Raw genomic sequence first — 20,192 nt, 5'->3', positions numbered from 1 at the left:
CCACCATGTACAAAATTGCCATTGGCGGACAGTTAAATAAAAACGAAATCAAAGCCTGCCTGGAGAGCATCGGCAACGGCCAGTTCAGCGCAGATATTTTCACCGATATGGATGCTGCCATGAAAGTGAAAAGCGGCAGCTATGACTACTATCTTGGCGCCTGTCAGAGCGGCGCTGGCGGTGCGCTGGCGATGGCCTATGCGCTGATTGGTCGCGACAAATGCGCCACCATCGCGAACGCCATCACTCAGCCAAGTACGGAAAAAGTGGCCGAACTGCTGGCAGGCGGCACCAAAGCCTTCGGCTTTACCAACGATCGCGCCGAGAACGCTGTTAAAGCTTTCGTCACGGCCCTGCAGCAACAATAACAATCCGGCGGCTGCGCCCCGCTGCCGCCGCTTAATGCGCCAAGCCGACTTTTACAGGGTGACACCATGGATTCTATAAATCTGATAAAAATCATACTTTTTGCGCTGATGGGCGGCTACGCCACCTTTCTCGCTAACCGCTCCATTGCGGTCTATCACGACGGTCTGCGCCCCATCATGCCGGAATTCATGAACGGCAACATGAGCCGTAAGGAGCTGGCCGGTATCTCCTTTGCCATCAGCATCGGTTTTATTACCGGCTTCGCCATGCCCATCACCCTGGCCACCGGCGTGATTGTGATTCATATCGTACTGTTAACCGCCGACATTATTGGCGTGTCATTCAATAACACCAAACTGGCGGTGCTGCTGGGCACCGCATACGGTGCGCTGGTCACGGTGGCGCTGGATGGCATTATCAAAGGCTTTGCGTATTTGCCGGTCAACTTTCTTGATGCACTGGCTTCGGTAGGCGATCCGATTATTTACGCTTTTGTCGCCTTCCCGGCCATTGCGGTCGGCTATCAGTTCGGTAAAAAAGCCGGCCTGATCACCATCATCTGTTCGTTTCTCGGTCGCGTAGTAATTGAGCGCATCAACCCGTTAACCATCGCTGGCAACGAAATCTCGCTCAGCCCGGAAGGGATTGCCATGCTGGTTGGCATGATCTGCCTGCTGGCATTCGCCTCACGCGACAAATCGCGCGGTGAAGAGATTGAGCACAGCCTGTTTGACGACAACATCAAACGCATCCGCAAGAATATCTTCTACCTGATGCCGATGGCGGCGCTGATTGCCATCACCGCACACTATCACTGGCTGGCGGGCGAGCCGATTGCCGCCGCGCTGGTGGGCAAAGGCAACATGACTTCAGCCGCGATTGTCGCCATCGTGCAGGCCATCGCCTTTATGCCGCTGATCATTACTACCGCGATGATCAGCGGCGTCTACGGCACTAACGGCTGGTGCGACTGGTTCCTCGGCCTCGGCTATCTGGCACCTAATCCGCTGGTGGCTGGAATCCTCGGCGCGGGCGCGATGGGGCTCGAAGTGAAAAGCCTGAGCCGCATTGGTAAGGCGATGAACCGCTTCCCGGCGCTGAAAATGTCCGGTGATAACATCCGTACCTCAATGACGCAGATCCTGGAAATTGCCCTGCTGGTGGGCGGCGTCAACGCCGGTAATCAGATCTGGGCCGGCACCGGCATGTTCGTGGTGGTCAGCCTGTATATCCTTAATGAAATCAGTGGCCGCCCGGTGATGAAACTGGCTGCCGGTCCGATTGCAGCGATCATCGTTGGCGTACTGGCAAATATTTTCGCCGTGCTCGGCCTGCACGTGGTGTGAGCCCACTCGCGGGAGGCCAGCAAGGCCTCCCCTGCCCTTCATCTGCGCTAAAAACATTACATTCCGCAAAAGCCGTTCTATAGTTCATTCGCTACGTTTATCTGCGAGGCTTTTGCATGCGTGTTAAAGGGTTAAATATCGGTTTCTTTATAGTGATTCTGGCGATTGTCACGATCGCCTTTTTTGATGTGCTGACGCCCTATTTCTCCGCCATTTTGTGGGCGGCGATTCTGGCGGTGATCTTTGCGCCACTGAAATCACTGCTGCGGCGTAAAATGGGCGACCGCAACGGGCTCGCTTCCTTTGTGACCTTACTGATTATCTGCCTGATCGTGTTCACGCCGCTGGCAATCATCACCTCGTCGCTGGTGGTTGAGATCAATACGGTGTACACCAAGCTGCAAACCAATTCCGCGCAGTTCCCGACGGTGTTTGCCTCGCTGCTGCAGCATCTGCCGGAGTGGGCACAAACCTGGCTGGCGGATCACGATCTGAACAATGCCGCACAGATTCAGCAAAAACTCTCCGGCTTTGCGCTGAAGGGCGGACAATACATGGCGGGCAGCGTGTTCCTGATCGGTAAAGGGACCTTCACCTTCACCGTGGGCTTTGGCGTGATGCTTTATCTGCTGTTTTTCCTGTTGAAAGACGGCGCCTGGCTGGTCGGGCTGATTCTCGAAGCGCTGCCGCTCTCCACCTATGTTAAGCACCATCTGCTGATGAAATTTGCCGCTGTATCGCGCGCGACGGTCAAAGGCACCGTGGTGGTGGCCGTGGTTCAGGGGGTGCTTGGTGGCTTTGCCTTCTGGATCACCGACATCGACGGCAGCCTGCTGTGGGGCGCGCTGATGGCGTTCCTGTCGCTGATTCCGGCAGTCGGCTCGGCCATCGTCTGGGTACCCGCGGCCATCTTCTTCTTCGCCACCGGTGCGCTGTGGAAAGGCCTGTTCCTAGTGGGCTTCTTCGTTATCGTGGTCGGGCTGGTGGACAACATCCTGCGTCCGCTGCTGGTCGGCAAAGATACCAAAATGCCGGATTACCTGATCCTGATCGCCACGCTGGGCGGCATGGAAGTGTACGGCATCAACGGCTTCGTGATTGGTCCCTTGATCGCTGCCCTGTTCATCGCCTGCTGGAATCTGCTCTCCGGCCGCGACAACCGGGAAAACGTCGAAGAGATCGACGAAGAGTTTATCGAAGAGGGTAAAACCCGCGAGTAGCAGCGATATAACAGCTAAAGACCTGCTGACGGGCCGCTATCGCTCACTGGCAAGCTCATCCGAAGCGGCGCTTTAAAGCGCCGCTTGTCTTTTCAGCGCGGCCGCCAGGCTGTCACGCGCGCAACGCTGTCAGCACCTTTTCCGACCTTTGACTCGCGCCTTCCCCCTTTTACCGGGCTCAAACAGCCACTGGGCAGCGCTCAGCCCGGACGTTTCACAATTTAACCCATGCTGCTAAGGTGTCAGAGGACAATCGCGACAATCTGGAGCGTAAAATGCTTACAACAATAATTTACCGCAGCCACATCTCTGAAGATGTTCCCGTCAATATCCTGCCGGAGATGGTGGCAAAAGCGAGTCTGCTCAATGCTGAGCATCATGTTACCGGCATCCTGCTGTTTAACGGCACGCACTTTTTTCAAATCCTGGAAGGGCCGGAGCAAGGCGTTCTGGCAATCTACGCGCGCATCTGTGCCGACCGGCGTCATCACAATGTGGTCGAGCTGATGCGCGACTACTCTCCTTCGCGGCGTTTCGGTAATGCTGGCATGGAGCTGTTCGATTTGCGTACTCACCACAGCGGCAGTGTGCTGCAGGCGGTGCTCGATCGCGGCACGTCGAAATATCAGCTGACCTATGACGATCGCGGGCTACAGTTCCTCAGAACCTTTGTCGAAGCGCGTGAAAAAGAGAACTACTTTGAAGTGCCGCCGGCTGATTGCTGGGAGTTCATCCCCGCAGAAGGGCAATCTCCCGCGCCGGCCAGTGGCGTCACTTTCCGCCCTGTGGTTGATCCCCTTGGCCGTGAAGTGACGGCCATTGAGGCGATTCCGCACGCGCAACCCGCCGGACTCGGGGAACATGAGCGTTACACTCATGACCTCAACGTGGTGACAGACGCACTGCATAAAGCCGGCCAGGCCTGTCCCGATGGCATGACGCTGTATATCAGTATCCTGCCGATGACGCTGGTTTATCTTCCCGATGCGGTAAGTCAGCTGGTCAGCGCCATCGCGCAGGCGGAGCTGGTGCCGCAGCAAATCATTCTTGGCGTGAGCGAAACGGAAGTCATCTCCCGGCTCGAAGACTTTTCCACGGCGGTCAGACAGCTGAAAGAGGCAGGCATCAGCCTTTCAATTGATAACTTCGGCGACGGCTCGGCCGGTCTCTCTTTACTGGCGCACGTCCAGCCTGACCGGGTACGTATCGGCGCAAATATTGTACGTGATATTCATCGTAGCGGCCCGAAGCAGGCGGTGATGCAGGCGGTCATCCGCTGTTGTTCGGCGCTGGAAATCAACGTCATTGCGGCCGGCATTGAGCGTCCCGAAGAGTGGATGTGGCTGGAGGCGGCCGGGATCATCGATTTCCAGGGCAGCCTGTTTACGCCTGAGGGCGGCGCCGTGGCATGGCCTGAGAGCCGCGAGGCGATCTGAAAGCGGTTAAGCCTGACAACGCAGAACCTCTGAAGAGATAAAACGTCAGGCTCACAGGAGAAGACAATGCTGAGCGATGCCCGACTGCAGTTTATATCCAGCCATCCGGAGGAGAACGAACCGGAGGCGGTCTCCATGGCGCGCGAGTTACTTCGGTACCGCAGTGCGCTGGCGCAGCCATGGGCTGTGGTGGAGGGACTGGGTGTGAAGTACGTGGAGGACGGTAACGGGGCGATGATCTGGCCGGCGCGTTACTGCGAACGCGGCGACACTTTACTTTATCGTCTGGATCAGGCGGCTTCAGAGGTCAGCGGGCGCGCTGAAGCCGCGGAACCCGTCAGAAAGTAGCGCCGTGATGGCCGGCGCGAACGCAAATGTCATCCTCTTTGCAACGCCGGCAACTTAATATGCTGATCATTGCGCCGATAACCCGCGTCCGGCATCTTTTACCGGAGTTTGATGTGCTCAATGTGTCCGGGTGAGATTCCTGTGGTAAGCTCATTGCCCTAACCGCAGCCGGACAGACTGATGAAAAACAATTTTGACGATAAAATGGCGGATATCATCATCGGAGAAGCCGTAACGGCGTTACTCGATGATAACGTCGCCATAAGCTGGGCGGCCCTCAACGACAGGCTGCAGGCGATGCTTGACCGCGAAACAGACAGTGACCGCATTCGTGCTGTGCTGCGTGTCATTGAGGACGTCAGACGGGAAATGGAGATGAGCGCGGTGAAGAAAGAGGCGTTCACTGCCGGGCATTTTTCTTTTTCCGGCAAGCTGCACTGATCGCTGCCTGACAATCTGCCGCGCCTGACGCTGTGGTTTCTGCTATACTGTATGCTTATCCACCAACGGATGGAGGTCATTTGAGCGATGACACTACCGCCGAAGATATCTACGCCGTTATTGGAACGGTTGTGGCGCGCCTTCTTAAGCCGGACCAGCACCTGACACTTCAGGACATTACCCATGCACTGCATCATCTTGGCGAAACGGCAAGCGAAGATGAATTGCGGCAGGCCTGTTTAAACGCCATCAGTATGCTTGTGAAGCAGATGCACTAAGCTTAATCTACTGCTCCGGCTTACTAACCTTTTCAGAACCCTTCATCATCCGGCGTTCTGCCGACCACGATTTCAAGCACGTTGCGCAGTACATCCAGTTTGACAATATCGGTGGTCATCTCAAGCTCTGAGATGAGATACAGGATGATGGTTTTGCTCGTCACTTTTTGGCCATGGATGACGATGTCGCGAATCACGGCATCCAGTGCCGCGGCTTCGGCCGCATAGCGCTCACCGCCGCTGCGAAAATGGTGAATAAGGGCCGCTTCAGCGCTGAATGAGTGTTCATTGGTTTGCATGTGTCGTTATCCGTAAACCGGGCGCTGCTGACAGCACTGTGGTCGCCAAAAAAATCGGCCATCCTGAGATGGCCGTGTTATGCCGGGCGTCCTGCCACACTCCGGTTAATCACGAGATCGTATCGTCCCTGTCATTAATGCTTTTTACCAGCCCTGGGTTGTGACATCCCGCCCAGAGCAGCCATCGGCTTTTCACGAATTTCCCGTGCTGCTGACTGCATCTGCAGTTCCCTGATGGCGATCCTGATCGCCTCCAGACGGTCGGGATTAAATTCCTCTGCGGCCATTGACCGGAGCCGGGCTGAAACGGTCGCCACATTGATTCGTTCATTATTATCGAGCAGCCTGACCACCGCCTCGCCCAGAACGATTTCGGTTAAACGTTCAATTTGACTTCTCTGCATGCCCACCCCCTGCGGGACTGTGCCCTTTCGGACAAGTGGCTGACCCTTCCCGGGTCATAAAGCGCATGCTGCAGGTACCACCGATTATCCCTTTTTGTATCAGCGTTCAAACAGCATGCCAATAAGCGTCTGGTAATGACGCTCTTCTTCATAATTTGCCGCGACCTCAAGGCGTCTCAGCAGTTTGGTGCAGATCGCCTTACGGTTGAGGTTTTTTCCTGCGCGCAGGATCTCAACGACAATCTGCCCCAGCGTTTCCTGCTGAGTAGGTGCTGTCGCTCTGCTGAAATAGCGGGCAATCTCACTGGCGCTGTCTGGAAATTTTGCAACATTCTGACGCATGATGAACCCCTCGAATGGTTAAAATACCGTCGCTTCTCTCTGTGCGTAAACTTATACAAAGAAATAAAACTTGTACAGCAATACTGTTTCTTTATTAGCTACGTTCTTGTGCAAAAAATGCTAACACCTTAATCTCAGGGGCTTACGTACTGAAATAATCGGCGTAAGGGGTGGGTTCAGCGGCAGGAAAAACGGTATCGGTTTGGACAACCCGCTGATTACCTGACACGGGGAGAGGATTGTTGCTGTACAGACGATATCGTATCGGTTACTTTGCGCCCTACAAGATGATCGTGTGCTGCAGGTGGACAAATGAGAAACAACGGGCTGCCGCCTTGTCACAATACCGGACTAGCCGGTTACTTCAGTCAGGTCACCGATCCCCGTCAGATTGCGCTACTGGGACGCATCACCGTTGAAATTTTGCGTCAGGAACGTCGGCTGACGCGCACCGCGATCTGCCTCAAGCTTATCGGGCACATCAATGACACGGACGATGACATCGAAGCGGAACAGGCGCGATCCCTGCTGGCGATGCTGTTTGGTCGCTGATCGTTTGGTTCATCCGCTCACCTTCAGCACGTTGCACATCAGACGCTAAACCCGCATCCGTTGCCACATGCCGCGTTGCCAATAATCGTTAATACGAGGTTTGATGGTGGTGAAGACGTCATCCCTGACAGTTTTCTCCGGCCGGTACACGCTAACGCGCGTCCGATGAGGTCATCTACGTTGTCGTCTTCCGGCCAGAGCCGGACTACGTCTTATGGCGTCAGTTCTTCTCGTCGTTCAGGCCTGCAAGCGTCTGCAGGTACGGCACATGGATCGCGGCCTGCTCAGGCTCATCAAAGCTTCTGAGCCAGCCGATCGCCTGTGAAATCGCGGACAGACGCGTGTCGCTGCCGCCAGCGCGTTTCATGTGTCTGAGCTCGTCGATAAGCGTATTAACGCTGATCTTCTTTTTGCCCAAAGCCAGGCTTAGTGCCGCTTCGCCAATAATGACGTGCCCTTTCCCGTCGTGTTGAATAGACAAATTTACTTCCTCCATTTCACGTTGATGAGAACCTCACGTCACACTGTAGACCCTATTGAGCGAACCGGTGCAGGCAAGTTCTGAAATGAAGCCTGTAACAGGATTTATTTAACGAACATGAAAAATGCCGCGGCGGTTGCCGCGACAAAGGTTTCTGTCGGCAGGCGCTGGCGCAACCTGCCGCAGCATGACGACGATTCAGCCTGATGACGTGGCTTGATCCGCAGGTTCACCAAAATGCTCGCGCATGTGGGATTCAATTTCTTCCAGTGACTTCCCGCGGGTTTCCGGCAACATCACCGCGATAAACACCAGGGAAGCTACGTTGATTGCGGCAAAGATAAAGAACGCCTTATTACCCACCAGCGACAGCAAAGGCGGAAACGCCAGCGCCACCACGGCGTTGCATATCCACTGAAACGCTACCGCTGAACCGGTTAATACCCCGCGAACTTTCATCGGAAATAACTCCGACATCAGCAGCCAGTAAACCGGGGAAATGCACATCTGCATAAAGAACAGGAACACCAGAATACACGCCAGCGCCAGCAGGCTTTGCGTCAGGCTTTGTGGCATGAGAACCAGCACCGCGCCCAGCGCCAGCTGCATCGCAATCACCACCGACAGCCCGGTCATCAGCATCGGGCGCCGGCCGAAATGACTGATGGCTTTAATACCGGCAAAGGTGGCCAGTACCGATACCACCCCGTTGCCGATGGTAGCCGCAATCGAAGCACTGGTGCCCAGCCCGGTGCTTTTCAGAATGACTGGCGTGTAATACATGAAGGCGTTGACGCCGGTAAACTGCGCGACGATGCCCATGCCGCAGCCCAGCAGCAGCAGACGCACAATCCATTTTTCTTTTAACAGTTCGCGCGCGGGTGGCCCCTGACGGGCTTCGCGGGCATTCTGCCGCATCTCTGCCATCTCTTTTTTAATCTCGCGCGGATTTTCCCGCAGTTTGCGCAGGATACGCAGCGCCTCATTAAAGCGCCCTTCCGCCACCATCCAGTGCGGTGAGGCCGGGACAAAAAAGGTGCCAATAAACAGCAGAATGCCGGGGATCATCGCCAGCGACAGCATATAGCGCCACATGCCCGGATCGTGCAGTAACAAACTCATGGCGGCGCTGACGACATAAGCCAGCAGTTGCCCTGACACAATCATCAGTTCGTTGCGGCTGACCAGCGGTGCCCGGCGCTTAGGCCCGGCAATTTCAGCGATAAAGACCGGAACCGTTGACGATCCGCCGCCCACCGCGAAACCCAGAATAAAGCGCATCACCACCATGATTTCCAGATTCGGCGCAACCGTTGTGCCTAACGCCCCGGCAATGAACAACAGGGCAAGGCTGCGTAACGTGATACGGCGACCAAAGCGGTCCGAGACATAACCGCTGATGAACGCGCCGAGCGCGGAGCCAAAGGTGAGCGCAGAGGTCACCAGCCCTTCAGTAAATGGCGTGAGATCGAGACCGCCCTGCGCGGCGGGCAGCGTCATGTAGGGCAGCGCGCCGGAAATAATGCCGGTGTCGTAGCCAAACGCCAGCGCGCCCATCGTGGCGACTAACACCACAAAAAACAGGCGCTGCTGAACAGTAAACGTCAGGCTGCCGCCATCATCTGATTGAGACTGCGAAGGATTTTGCTTGCTATCGTCCATGGGTGATTCAAGACCTGGTCAATGACGGGATAAAAAGGAGGTTTGAGTATAGTCAGAAACGAGAAAGTGTGAGGCCGGTCACGATTTTTGCCCGATGGCGACGGAATAAAATCCTGCACCGCCCTGACTGCACAGCGCATATTAGCGCCGCAGCCGCGCCCTCGCACTGCGCTCAACCCCTGGCTGGCCTGCTGCAATCCCGCCCCCGACAGGGGGAAAATTTTCTGCTAAGGTACGCTGGCTGGTAAATGAGAAACACGCTGAGGCGTAACGCAGAAAGGCAGTTCCGGCGACAGGTTGCTGAATTAACGTTCAGGACAACGGTGCCTTTTAAGGTTGAACGTGAAAAAAGAAACGGTTAAGAAAAATATCATTCTCGCGGCGCTGCAGCTTTTTCGGGAGCGCGGCTTCAACAATGTTTCAACCCGCGATCTGACCAATACGCTGGGCATATCCCGCAGCCATATCTACCACTATTTCAAAAACTGGGATGCGCTGAGGCTGGACTCGATTGCTTTCATGCTGGATGAGGACGTTGCCGCTTTCTCTGTAGAGAGCGAAAAGAGGGATGATTCACAGCATGACGCCTTTTTTCGTGCGCTGGTGGATTATCTCCTGCCAGACGGGCCGGCTTCTCACTGGTTGATCTACCTCGAGTTGTGGCCGCTGGCGGCAAGGGATAAGCAATTTGAGCAGCTGCTGCTCTCCAGCACGCAGACGTGGACAGCGATCATCCGTCAGGGCTTATCCGGCCAGGCATTTGGCCACCTCAGCGAAGCAGGTAAAGACGAGGTGGCGCGTAATCTTCACGCCCTGATTGACGGTTACTCAAGCGCGCTTATTCTTAACTACTCTGCGGATAAGCGGACACATTTTTTTCTTGAGATAATGGCCGCCTTGCAGAAACTTTGTCGCTAGCGGGGATTTTTCCACATAGTCGCTTACCTCCCTGGCTTTAAATCATTAAACAGCCTGGCCATCTTGCTGCCGGCTGAGGTGTAGGCCGGATTGTTTTTCTCCGGCGCCATCCAGCTTTCATCCGCTTCCGGATGCGGTCCGCTCAGGAGTACCGTGCCTTTACCGTAAGTATATTTCGCCAGCGCGATATCACCGTTGGCATAGCGCGCCAGAGCGACGAAGCCGTGCGCGTCTTCGGCATTCAGGTAAGGACCATCCTGATAATAAAATTTTTCGGTTTTCCCCTGCCAGACAACATCGACAACGTAATCGCCCTCGTCGGGTATGTTAGTCCCCTTGCGCATGACTTCAGAGTCCAGCGATGAGGGGATCAGCCCCAGCCAGTTTTCATCGGCCAGATACGCGCCCATGCACAATCCGAGAAAGCTTTTTCCATTGCGGACAAATTTGCGTATGGCCTCAGCCCCTTCGTCGCCCAGCGCAGCAAAGGCGCCGGGGATGTCCTGCCCACCTCCGGGCTGGATGTACACATCAAAAGTGGCGAGATTATCCTGCGTGACCTTTATTTTTTCCTGCTCTCCGACATACGCGATGTCCAGCGGCAGACCGCTCTGTTCCAGCGATTTACGGACCATTTCGGAGCAGCCCGGACAACCGGCACCGCCGCGATAGATAGCGACATGGGTGACGGCAGCACTGGCCATATTCGCAGTGGCTAACCCGCCGGCAAGCAGAATGGCAGCATACGTCAGAAGGTTCTTCATCAGATAACGCCAGAAACGGGAGGAGGCTCTCAGTAACATTGTTTTCACCATCAGCGGCAGGACCAGGCTCAAAATTAGAGCGACTGCTCAATTTAGGGCCAGCACAAAGAGGCTGTCAACAGCCTGACAGCGCAAAAAACACAAGCCACTGTTTTAATTAATCTTTCGCATGATCCTGTTAACGGCTGCCGCGATTGTGCCGGTTGCAGAAGGAGTGTCTGAAGCTGATCGGCCGGGAATTATTCGATAAAACCGCTGGCTGACTGCCGTAATCGCCCGGTGATGGCGATCAGCCCTTCGATGTCTTCCGGCGTCAGCAAATCGAGGAAATTCCGCCGCACGCCCGCGGCATGTATCGGCCGCGCTGTAGCAAGCAGCTGGCTCCCGGCCTCTGTCATGCGGACTGAAATCCCTGCGCGAGTCGCGCGGCTGCGCTGTACCAGATCCCGGGCGGCCATACGTGAAAGCTGGTGCGATAGCCGCGACTTGTCCCATTCAAGGTATTCCAGCAGCTCACGCTGCAGCAGTACGCCCTGCGGACTGCGGTTGATTTCCATCAGGATCATGAAATCCGGGCCGGACAAGCCGGTCGCCTCATTGATCTCTCTGACAATGCGTCCGGTGATGATTTCAGCAAGCCGGCGATATCCGCGCCATGCCTGCCACTCTGCGTCTGAAATCTCTGTGCTGCCCATTATTTACCCCGTCGCGTAGTTGATATGTCAACTTTGTGATTATACAGTATCCGCTTTACATCGGGGAAGAACAGACATGTCGGATAAACTGACTATCGCTATCGTGGGCGGCGGCCCGGCAGGCCTCACGGCGGCCGTAATTCTTCAGCGCCACGGTTTTAACGTAACGGTGTTTGAGGATGAGCCGGCGGATGCTGCGCGGAGTCAGGGCGGCTCGCTTGATTTGCATGCTGACAGCGGCCAGGCGGCACTGCGCAGAGCGGGCCTGTTGGAGCAGTTCATCAACATCGCCAGGCATGAGGATCAGGAAAGCCGGATGCTGAATTACCTTACCGGAGACATTGAGGTCGACAGATTCACGCCGGAAGGTGAAATGGATAAACCGGAGATCGATCGCGGCGAGTTGAAAAACCTGCTGCTGAGCGCCCTGTTACCGCAGGCCCTGCAGTGGGATCACAAATTGCATTACGTTGACTATGGCCGGCAAAAAGCGCACGGGCTGGTGTTCAGAAACGGCAGGCGCTACGAAGCCGATATCGTGATTGGTGCAGACGGTGCCTGGTCGCGGGTCCGCCGTTACCTGACGCCGGTACGTCCGGTTTATACCGGCATTACCTTTTTCGAAGGCTGGATAGATCACCCATCCGACCAAATCAACAGCATTGCCGGCAACGGGACCGCGTTCAGCTTTGGCGGTGCGCAGGCGCTGGTCACGCAACGCAACGGCGGCGGGAGGATTTGCGTCTATGCGGCGATGAAGCGCGCCCCTGATGCCATCGATCAACACATAGCCTCCTCCGGCCTCACCGCCTGGGTGCGCGACAGCTACCGCGACTGGGCCGCTTCCCTGCAGTTGGTGGTAAACGCCACCGGTGACTATGTCAGACGCCCGATTTACAGCCTGCCTGCCGATTTTGGCTGGGCACCGCGTCCGGGCATCACCCTGATTGGCGATGCCGCTCACCTGATGCCGCCGGTTGGCGTCGGAGTCAACCTGGCGATGCTTGATGCTTCAGACCTGGCTCTGGCACTGTGCGAGGCCTCGCACCCGCAGAACGGACTACGCTCTGCGGAGACCCTGATTATGGAACGCGCACGCAACATGATGCCTGATGCAATAGCGGGGTTTCAGAACTGGTTCGATGAGAAAGCCTGAGCCAATCTGACAGCATGAGTTCAGGCAACGCACTCGCGGATTATTGCCTAACCCGCGTGATAGCCGGTTTTTACTCCCTTAATTACGCTTTTGTCATCATCGCTTCCCGGTAACATCAAAAACATAAAAATATTAATCATCTCTGGGTAGCGCATGAATGCTTCTTTAACCGCCGGGCGTATTTACGCCTGGCTGATAACGGCTGCTTTTTTTTGGGGTTTCACTCCGTCAGCCTCAGCGTTATCTAACGGCTGTGCTACCGTCAATGCCCTGTCAGGTTCCACCTCTCTGTCTTACAGCGCCAACAGGTATCCAGCCTCGGACTTTACCGCTGGCGACGCGTTGACGCTGAGCTTTACCGACAGCGGTTCTGCTGCGGGCGGCACTCCCATGAACGCCGACAGTCTGAGCGTGGCCCGTTTTGACCTGAGTAATGCTCAGACTTACAACGCCGCAAATTCAACCTCAACCTCTTCCCACACCGTGACAATCACCGTGCCGGCCGGCAGTCTGGAGGCCAACGGGCTGGCCGTGCGGGTTACCACCTCGCATGGACAGATCAGTAACCTCGTATTTAACTGTACCAGTGCAACATCGTCATCCAGCGATGCCACGTTGTCAGGTCTGTCATTGTCTGCCGGCGCGCTCTCACCCTCTTTCAGTGCCGCGACCAGCAATTACAGCGCAACGGTTGCGTTCGATGTTTCGTCGGTGACGGTAACGCCGGTGGTGAATGAAAGCCATGCCACGGTGACGGTTAATGGCTCATCAGTGGCTTCGGGTTCGGCCTCGCAGGCCATCGCGCTGAACGTCGGAAGCAACACTATTTCCGTGGTGGTGAGCGCGCAGGATGGCACCACCCGCGGGTACAGCATCAGCGTGACCCGTGCAGAAGCGCCGCCAGCGTCGGCAAACAGCAGCTCAACCGTTGCGGCCAACAGCACCAATAACACTATTTCGCTGGCGCTCAGCGGTGGGACGGCGACGTCGGTAACTCTCGTAACGCCTCCGGCGCACGGTAGCGCCACGGTTTCAGGTACTGACGTGATGTATACGCCGGCAGCAGGTTATTCCGGCAGCGACAGCTTTGTCTGGCATGCCGCAAATGGGGGTGGAACCTCTGCGGATGCTACCGTAGCGCTGACTGTCAGCGCTCCGGCGCTGGCGCTGTCACCGGCATCGGGTGCGCTGTCCGCCGCGACGGTCGGCAACGCCTGGTCGCAGACGCTCACCGCCTCAGGCGGCACCGCTCCGTATACCTGGAGCAGCACCGCTTTGCCGCCTGGCCTGTCGCTGAACGCATCCGCCGGTACGCTGTCCGGAACGCCCGCAGCGGCAGGAAATTATCACTTTCAGGTCATCGCGACGGACGCCCTCGGGGCCAGCGGCTCCGCCAGCTACACGCTGACTGTCAACGCTGCGGCCCCCTCAGCCAGCAACAGTGCCGCCACGGTCGCCGCCAACAGCAGCAACAATACGCTGCCTCTCAGCCTTTCCGGCGGCGTCGCGACGTCCATCACCATCATTACTCCACCTTCACACGGCAGCATTACCGTATCCGGCACCAGCATAACGTACCAACCTGCTGCAGGATTCTCGGGAAGCGACAGTCTCACTTACACCGCCAGCAACAGTAGCGGAACCTCTACCAGCGCGCAGGTTTTAATCAGCGTGTCGCAGTCCGTCCTAACGCTTTCGCCACCCGGCGGAACGCTGCAGCCTGCAATCGCCGGCAGTGACTGGACGACAACAGTGACCGCAGCAGGCGGGACGGCGCCCTATTCCTTCAGCGCGCTTAATCTGCCAGCAGGCATCAGCCTGGACAGCCCGACAGGCAAACTCTCTGGCACGCCTGAGGCAGCCGGGAACTATCGTTTTCAGATCACCGCAACAGACAGCCTGGGTAACCGCGGCACGGCCAGTTATACCCTGGCTGTCACGGCAGCTACGCAGTCAGTCCTGCAGCTACAACCCGCAGGTGGTCAGCTGCCACCGGCTGAAGCAGGAAAAATGTACGCACAGACTTTCAGCGTGACGGGAGGAACCGCGCCCTATCGCTGGCTGACTGGCGGAACGCTGCCTGCAGGCATGACGTTCGCTGATGGACAGCTCAGCGGTGTGCCACAGGCAGCCGGTAATAGCCAGTTCAGTGTTCAGGTTACCGATGCTGCCGGCAGTACCCTGCGGGTTAACTACACGCTGTCGGTGACGGCTGCCGGGCCTCAGGCCACTGACCACAGCGCCACGCTCGTTGCCGGTCAGTCGGTCATGGTGAACCTGACCAGCGGTGCGACAGGCGGTCCGTTTACCGGTGCGCAGCTGCTTGATCAACCGGAAAGCAGTCTCGGCAAAGCGGAAATACATGCGTCGGGAAGTGAGTTTCAGCTGTTTTTCACTGCAGCCGCACAGGCCAGTGGCAGCGTCGCACTCCGCTATGTGCTGACCAGCCCTGCCGGCACAACGCCGCCGGCCAGCGTGACGTTGACTATTACCGCCCGTCCCAACCCTGCGCAGGACGCAGATGTCATTGGTCTGGTCAGCGCTCAGTATCGTGCCGCGCAGAGTTTTGCTCGCGCGCAGCTACGAAACTTCAGCGACAGGCTGGAACAGTTACACAGCGGCGGCGAACTCCCTTCGGACATCAACGGCATCCGCTTTTCGCTGCCATCGGCTCAGGCAGAGCATGATGCTGACGAGAAAATGTGGGCAACCGCGTGGCAGCAGAAAGCCTTCAATGATCAACGCCCGGTGCAGCCCTCTCTCCCCGCGCTGCCCTTCTCCACCGGCAGGCAGGTACAGCGCCTGTCTTACTGGACAGGCGGCTATGTTGATTTTGGTGGCGATAAAGCCGGCGGCGTGCATTTCAGTCATACCACCGTGGGCGTGTCTACCGGTGCCGACTACCGCTTCACTTCCGCCGTCGCGGCAGGATTAGGTATTGGTTTTGGCCGTGACGTCAGCGACATTGGCGACAGCGGCACGCGAACCAACGGGCGCGCATTCAGCACAGCACTGTATGGCAGCTATCATCCAGGGACGTTCTTCGTGGACGGCCTGCTTGGGCATGGCGTGATGGACTTCGATAGCAAACGCGTCATCACCGGCACCACCAGTGAAGCTCGCGGCAGCCGCTCCGGACGGCAGATTTTCGCCTCGCTGACCTCAGGCTATGAAATGCGAACCACAGATAGCCTGTTGTCACCTTATGGCCGCCTGCAGTATTACCGCACATGGCTTGATGGTTACAGTGAGTCCGGCGCAGGCGCATATAGTCTGGCTTATGCCCCGCAAACGGATTCTCAGATCATTGGTGGCGCCGGGCTGCGCGGTGAACATCGGGTAACGAGCGGTCAAATCGCGCTGCGCTTGCAGGGCCGTTTGGAGTATGCGCAGACACTCAGCAACAATGGTATCGCTCGTGTAGGTTATGCTGATACGGGCAACGACACGTGGCGAGTACCGCTGACCGAGCCGAGCCGCCAGACGTTAACGGCAGGCACCGCAATTGATTTTCTGCTGCCGCACAATATCACGCCCGGAATCGCTTACCAGGGAACGCTGGGGCTTGATGCACAGCGCACCCGCGATCAGATGATTATGATTCGGGTGAATATCGGATTCTGAGTGGAGAGTTGCGGGGCTGGATAACTTACTGATGAGGCAAAGACTCATCACAAAGCAGAAGACACCTGTTGGAAGCTGCAGCTACTCAGTTCCATACACTGTCGATATAAAGCCCAGCCTCTGACAGCAAAACCTAAAAAGCGTCCTTCGCGACGCTTTTCATATTTATAAGACTTATTTCTGGCCAGGTGCTAAATCAGACATCGCTCTCAGCCAGTCGCAAAAGATTATCACCCGCTCTGAATACGGCTGCCACGGTTTACTGTTGCTTTTGTTCCGCCTCTTTCTGTTTTTTGGCGGCCATGTGATGGCCCACCGCGCAGCCCGCTGCCGCACCGGCAACGCCATGATGAACCAGATGACCTGCCACGCCGCCAGCGACGGCGCCTTTCAGGCACCCTTTTGCCTCTGCCTGGGCGCTAACCACTAAAAGAAGGCCTGCCGCTGCCAGGGCCGCAATCCACTGTATTTTCATTGCCGTAAATCTCCATAAAGATATGTGTTATGTCAGTGATGCTGAGCATAGCCTGGCCGGGCTGACGGCATGATATACAGGGGTTAAACGGCGAACTTTGTTACCGATGGTTACGCTTATGCAGCAACGGTCTGCTCAGGACAAAGTCAGTCAGGGCGCAAAACGCACCGGTATCTTTTCTTTCAGATACGCAGGCCGCATGGGAAAGGTGTTGGCATCTATCGCCTGCTTTACCGCATCGATAGCGACGGCGCACAAATCAGCATCTCCGCCCTGTGCAGTGACGTTTGTCGGTGGCTGACCTAAGGGCTGCGTAATGACCAAATCACAGGTCTTACCGTGATATAAATTCGCGTCAAAAAACCGATACTGTATTGCGGAAACGGCCTGACAAAGCCACAGATGGGTATCTTTATTTGCTAAATGCGAGGAGGTTTGCGATTCGCACTCGCTTCTTATCTCGTAAGCGGTTGGAAACCTGAATGACTGCCTTGCTGTTTGTTTAGTATGGGACTGGCAGCCGACTAATAACATGACGGCGATAAGTGAGAGTGTTTTTTTCATCATGGCATCCATGCAGATCATTTATGCATTTATAGCATCCCGGACAGATTGCGGAAACCGCGCCTGCTATCGGGTTGCTTTCGCATTGGCAGCGAATACTCACAACCCAGCAACCGACCGCATTATAGATGTGAGAATAAACAGCGTAACGTCTCAAGCCAATTCGCAGACCCCATCAAAGGTTGCGAAATAAGGCCAGCGCGTTTTGGCCAGCCTGACATGGCGGGGTAGGTTTCTGTTGAAAGGTCGGGACGGCTGCAGAATAAATTCAGTAAAGATCTCTCTGCGCCCCCGACTTAATCCCCAATACGTAAGTGAGTTACTGAGCGTCCTTAGTATGATTTTCTTCTTCACTCAGGTGTTAGGAAGATGTTCTCAGCAATGATAAGTCCATTTCGTCATGTATGCGTTTTGCAATACTGGTTATTGATTGTGCAAAACTACCCTCACCACGCTCAAGCAGCAATGCCCAGGCATCTGATTCCATATTCCAATTGCGTGGAACATTCATGCCCGCATCAACATAGCACCACCAGGGCCACCATCCTTCACTTTCAATTTTTGCATCGATTTCAGGAAAAACATGCCTCATCGATTGAGCGATTGCAGGAAAATGATCATTATGCAACTTCTCGTGTGGCTCGATAGTTGAGCAGATCCCGTAAGCCAGATTACGGTAATCGCTGGTTTCAAACTCCCAGCACAATTTGAAGTCATCACCTTCTTTAAATAACACTGAGAACGTTGCGTATTTACTGCCCGTGCGCAACTCATCATTCATATCAACCTTGAACCCCAATGGCGATAATTCCTGACGAAGATATACGATGAAATCTTTCCACAGGCGTTCTTTTACCTGACGCATATTCTGAGCAATTAAAAAAGCTGCGCTAAGATTTTGCGGTGAAGCGACCAGTTGTTCTGTGAGTTCATTTTGCAGTTCCATAGCTGTTTCTCCATTAATATCTTCGCGAATGAATTTTATCAGAGCGTCTACAAAGCATCGTACTGCTGGTGCCTCAATGTGCAATGCACAGCGCGAAAGCCACTTTTCCAACTGGAAAAAAGTGATAGCTTTTACATGCTTGTTTATTTCGTCAGGTGACTGAGCGCGAAAAGTAAACTCATTTATTTCGTTGTTACAGAGGTATACTAAGGACCATCCACTGCCTCGTCGCTTCGCTTCCGCTGCTAACCAGTGAGCATAGTCATAAAGTTGATCTTTTTGGTCGGCTGCCCAGGGTTTGTTTTCAATACCTGTTAACTCGTTTTGATCCGCGACCAATATGTCAATTCTACGACTATTAGAAATGGTGAATTCAGTTGAAGTCCGAGCCTTCATGTCAGCTTTGAGCGTTTCTGGCTTCTCAATTAATTGGTAAAAACTCGTGAGAAATAGATCACCCTGAGCATGGCTTTCATCGGGGCTAAGAAGGAATGCCAAACATTTAGAAAGCGTATTTTCATTAATATTAAAAAAACGTAACAAACGAAAATCGGGAGCTATCTTACTGGCATAACGCTTCTTTGCTTGATGATAGCCCTCTTGCATTAACACAGTGCTACGCAACAACTCTCGTATATCTCGCCACTCATCGTTCTTTTCCATTATTCAGTCCCTTGTGTGATAATTTAGCCTTTTCAAATACTTTAACTATGTAGCAAGCAATTACTGAAAAAGATCGCCTGTTTTTGAGGCCGGTGTATTGTAATCTTTATCTATCTTTCAGCCAACATTCCTTGATAGTTTTAACAATGATGTTGTTCATTTCCCCCTGTTAATTTAGGAGATTAAATGTCAGATATGCGGCTCCCTACTGAAAGTAATAGATGGAGAAGTCAATGTCTTCGTAAACATCCTTGTCAGGATTCTTACGTATATGCGACATCGGAAAAATTAAAATGTCACCGCGGTATCGGGTATTTGGCCTATCCCTGGTATCAGATACCACCTTCAGTTAGTAATATCGGATTATGACCCTGAACCAGGAAGGAGCATATAGAAGTGTTATATTCTGATTTAAAAGGAAAAAGTAAAATAAAAAGGCTTTTAACAGGAGAAAATGGCACGCCCTACAGGATTCGAACCTGTGACCTACGGCTTAGAAGGCCGGTGCTCTATCCAGCTGAGCTAAGGGCGCATAGAAGATGCGTCGGATTATACGTCGGCACGCTGGCGCGTCAACGTTTTTGCCGCCAACGGACGGCAGAGTGTCGAGGGAATGAACAATTCGCCTTAATGACGCTGACGCCACTCGCTCAGCGAGACCAGATTACTCACCTCCGCGGATTCCCCTTCCAGTTCAATCCCCTGCGGCGTGAAGCGCGCATTATACTGCTCGCGTAACGCATGCAGCTCCTGTCTGTCCGGCTCAAGCTGGCGCAGAAAGCCCAGCGCCAGCAACAGCTGCTGACGTGAAATCAGGGCGGAGAACCCCGCCTTCGTCAGAATGTGATGCCAGCGCTGTGCGTTCTCATCGCTGCCATCAACAATCAGCACCTGCCAGATCAGCAGCACCGCCGCGCCATTATTGAGGTGCGCTTCGTTGTCGCCGCGAATGTAATCGGTGAACTCGTTTGCCGCCTCTTTGCCCATTTGCGCAAGCAGCGATTCAACATGCACCGGCGGCAGCTGCAGCCGCTTGCTGAGCGACTGCGCGGCGTGGCGCGAACCGGCGGTCAGCAGCTGAAATCCCACAACAAACACTATCGCCAGCGTGGCGAGCATCAACCAAATCATCACGTGTTCCACATCATTGCCTGGCGGGCATAATACGCGCTAAGCCTGGCGCGCGCCACGGCGAAAAATCGGGAAACC

At 55.1% G+C, this 20,192-nt stretch carries 22 protein-coding genes and 1 tRNA gene; 11 read left to right on the top strand and 12 right to left on the bottom strand.

The window, feature by feature from the left end:
* Window positions 1–5 precede the first annotated feature (5 nt).
* The 7 genes from F3J36_RS14925 to F3J36_RS14895 all read left to right on the top strand — a co-directional run bounded on the left by F3J36_RS14925 (window position 6) and on the right by F3J36_RS14895 (window position 5,438).
* Entirely contained in the window at window positions 6–368 is a 363-nt protein-coding gene (locus F3J36_RS14925) for a DUF2620 domain-containing protein (protein WP_166719951.1), read from the top strand.
* A 66-nt stretch (window positions 369–434) separates the two neighbouring features.
* Window positions 435–1,715: a YhfT family protein gene (locus F3J36_RS14920; protein WP_166719950.1), complete on the top strand. Its 1,281-nt coding sequence runs from the start codon at window positions 435–437 to the stop codon at window positions 1,713–1,715.
* A gap of 116 nt (window positions 1,716–1,831) precedes the next feature.
* The gene (locus tag F3J36_RS14915) at window positions 1,832–2,935 is read left to right on the top strand and encodes an AI-2E family transporter (RefSeq protein WP_166719949.1); all 1,104 of its coding nucleotides are present in this window, start codon (window positions 1,832–1,834) and stop codon (window positions 2,933–2,935) included.
* Window positions 2,936–3,210: 275 nt separating this feature from the next.
* Window positions 3,211–4,371, top strand: a complete 1,161-nt coding sequence (locus F3J36_RS14910; RefSeq protein WP_166719948.1) for a diguanylate phosphodiesterase — start codon at window positions 3,211–3,213, stop codon at window positions 4,369–4,371.
* Between the two features lie 66 nt (window positions 4,372–4,437).
* Window positions 4,438–4,719 carry a hypothetical protein gene (locus F3J36_RS14905; protein WP_021508608.1) on the top strand — a complete coding sequence of 94 codons (282 nt, stop codon included), beginning with the start codon at window positions 4,438–4,440 and terminating at the stop codon, window positions 4,717–4,719.
* A 180-nt stretch (window positions 4,720–4,899) separates the two neighbouring features.
* Complete coding sequence (locus F3J36_RS14900; protein ID WP_021508609.1) at window positions 4,900–5,160, top strand: hypothetical protein; 261 nt, start codon at window positions 4,900–4,902, stop codon at window positions 5,158–5,160.
* Between the two features lie 80 nt (window positions 5,161–5,240).
* On the top strand, window positions 5,241–5,438 hold the full coding sequence (locus F3J36_RS14895) for a hypothetical protein (protein ID WP_021508610.1): 198 nt from the start codon (window positions 5,241–5,243) through the stop codon (window positions 5,436–5,438).
* A 32-nt stretch (window positions 5,439–5,470) separates the two neighbouring features.
* On the opposite strand, the gene F3J36_RS14890 is transcribed toward F3J36_RS14895, so the two are convergent.
* The 3 genes from F3J36_RS14890 to ycgZ form a co-directional block, all read right to left on the bottom strand.
* Window positions 5,471–5,737, bottom strand: coding sequence for a biofilm development regulator YmgB/AriR family protein (locus tag F3J36_RS14890; RefSeq protein WP_058757917.1), 267 nt, complete (start codon window positions 5,735–5,737; stop codon window positions 5,471–5,473).
* A 134-nt stretch (window positions 5,738–5,871) separates the two neighbouring features.
* The gene (locus tag F3J36_RS14885) at window positions 5,872–6,141 is read right to left on the bottom strand and encodes a hypothetical protein (protein WP_058757918.1); all 270 of its coding nucleotides are present in this window, start codon (window positions 6,139–6,141) and stop codon (window positions 5,872–5,874) included.
* A gap of 99 nt (window positions 6,142–6,240) precedes the next feature.
* Window positions 6,241–6,483, bottom strand: coding sequence for a regulatory protein YcgZ (ycgZ, locus tag F3J36_RS14880; RefSeq protein WP_021508613.1), 243 nt, complete (start codon window positions 6,481–6,483; stop codon window positions 6,241–6,243).
* A gap of 312 nt (window positions 6,484–6,795) precedes the next feature.
* Between ycgZ and F3J36_RS14875 the strand changes: the two genes are divergently transcribed.
* Window positions 6,796–7,035, top strand: coding sequence for a biofilm development regulator YmgB/AriR family protein (locus F3J36_RS14875; protein ID WP_058775260.1), 240 nt, complete (start codon window positions 6,796–6,798; stop codon window positions 7,033–7,035).
* A 220-nt stretch (window positions 7,036–7,255) separates the two neighbouring features.
* Here the strand turns inward: F3J36_RS14875 and F3J36_RS14870 are convergent, their stop codons facing one another.
* Both F3J36_RS14870 and F3J36_RS14865 read right to left on the bottom strand, forming a co-directional pair.
* Complete coding sequence (locus F3J36_RS14870) at window positions 7,256–7,516, bottom strand: hypothetical protein (RefSeq protein WP_166720003.1); 261 nt, start codon at window positions 7,514–7,516, stop codon at window positions 7,256–7,258.
* Between the two features lie 198 nt (window positions 7,517–7,714).
* A complete protein-coding gene (locus F3J36_RS14865) occupies window positions 7,715–9,178 on the bottom strand; it encodes a sugar porter family MFS transporter (protein WP_166719947.1) in 1,464 nt (487 codons plus the stop codon).
* Between the two features lie 342 nt (window positions 9,179–9,520).
* On the opposite strand from F3J36_RS14865, the gene F3J36_RS14860 reads away from it, so the two are divergent.
* Window positions 9,521–10,096 carry a TetR/AcrR family transcriptional regulator gene (locus F3J36_RS14860; protein WP_166719946.1) on the top strand — a complete coding sequence of 192 codons (576 nt, stop codon included), beginning with the start codon at window positions 9,521–9,523 and terminating at the stop codon, window positions 10,094–10,096.
* Window positions 10,097–10,119: 23 nt separating this feature from the next.
* On the opposite strand, the gene F3J36_RS14855 is transcribed toward F3J36_RS14860, so the two are convergent.
* Entirely contained in the window at window positions 10,120–10,860 is a 741-nt protein-coding gene (locus tag F3J36_RS14855) for a BPL-N domain-containing protein (RefSeq protein WP_371742026.1), read from the bottom strand.
* Between the two features lie 239 nt (window positions 10,861–11,099).
* Window positions 11,100–11,555, bottom strand: a complete 456-nt coding sequence (locus F3J36_RS14850; RefSeq protein WP_058757920.1) for a MarR family winged helix-turn-helix transcriptional regulator — start codon at window positions 11,553–11,555, stop codon at window positions 11,100–11,102.
* Between the two features lie 76 nt (window positions 11,556–11,631).
* Between F3J36_RS14850 and F3J36_RS14845 the strand changes: the two genes are divergently transcribed.
* Both F3J36_RS14845 and F3J36_RS14840 read left to right on the top strand, forming a co-directional pair.
* Window positions 11,632–12,711 carry an NAD(P)/FAD-dependent oxidoreductase gene (locus F3J36_RS14845; protein ID WP_166719945.1) on the top strand — a complete coding sequence of 360 codons (1,080 nt, stop codon included), beginning with the start codon at window positions 11,632–11,634 and terminating at the stop codon, window positions 12,709–12,711.
* Between the two features lie 390 nt (window positions 12,712–13,101).
* The gene (locus F3J36_RS14840) at window positions 13,102–16,335 is read left to right on the top strand and encodes an autotransporter domain-containing protein (RefSeq protein ID WP_166719944.1); all 3,234 of its coding nucleotides are present in this window, start codon (window positions 13,102–13,104) and stop codon (window positions 16,333–16,335) included.
* Window positions 16,336–16,594: 259 nt separating this feature from the next.
* Here the strand turns inward: F3J36_RS14840 and F3J36_RS14835 are convergent, their stop codons facing one another.
* The 5 genes from F3J36_RS14835 to F3J36_RS14815 form a co-directional block, all read right to left on the bottom strand.
* Window positions 16,595–16,810 (bottom strand): hypothetical protein, encoded by a 216-nt coding sequence (locus F3J36_RS14835; protein WP_166719943.1) that lies wholly within the window; start codon window positions 16,808–16,810, stop codon window positions 16,595–16,597.
* Between the two features lie 150 nt (window positions 16,811–16,960).
* Entirely contained in the window at window positions 16,961–17,386 is a 426-nt protein-coding gene (locus F3J36_RS14830) for a cell envelope integrity TolA C-terminal domain-containing protein (RefSeq protein ID WP_247653186.1), read from the bottom strand.
* Between the two features lie 349 nt (window positions 17,387–17,735).
* Window positions 17,736–18,983 carry a PD-(D/E)XK nuclease family protein gene (locus F3J36_RS14825; RefSeq protein ID WP_166719942.1) on the bottom strand — a complete coding sequence of 416 codons (1,248 nt, stop codon included), beginning with the start codon at window positions 18,981–18,983 and terminating at the stop codon, window positions 17,736–17,738.
* 455 nt (window positions 18,984–19,438) lie between these two features.
* Window positions 19,439–19,515: transfer RNA gene (locus F3J36_RS14820), tRNA-Arg, on the bottom strand.
* A gap of 95 nt (window positions 19,516–19,610) precedes the next feature.
* Complete coding sequence (locus tag F3J36_RS14815; RefSeq protein ID WP_166719941.1) at window positions 19,611–20,114, bottom strand: DUF1198 family protein; 504 nt, start codon at window positions 20,112–20,114, stop codon at window positions 19,611–19,613.
* Window positions 20,115–20,192 lie beyond the last annotated feature (78 nt).

This window comes from Pantoea sp. Cy-640, from assembly GCF_011752635.1.
GTDB classification, from domain to species: domain Bacteria; phylum Pseudomonadota; class Gammaproteobacteria; order Enterobacterales; family Enterobacteriaceae; genus Pantoea; species Pantoea dispersa.
This window is presented reverse-complemented; position numbering and strand designations above follow the sequence as displayed.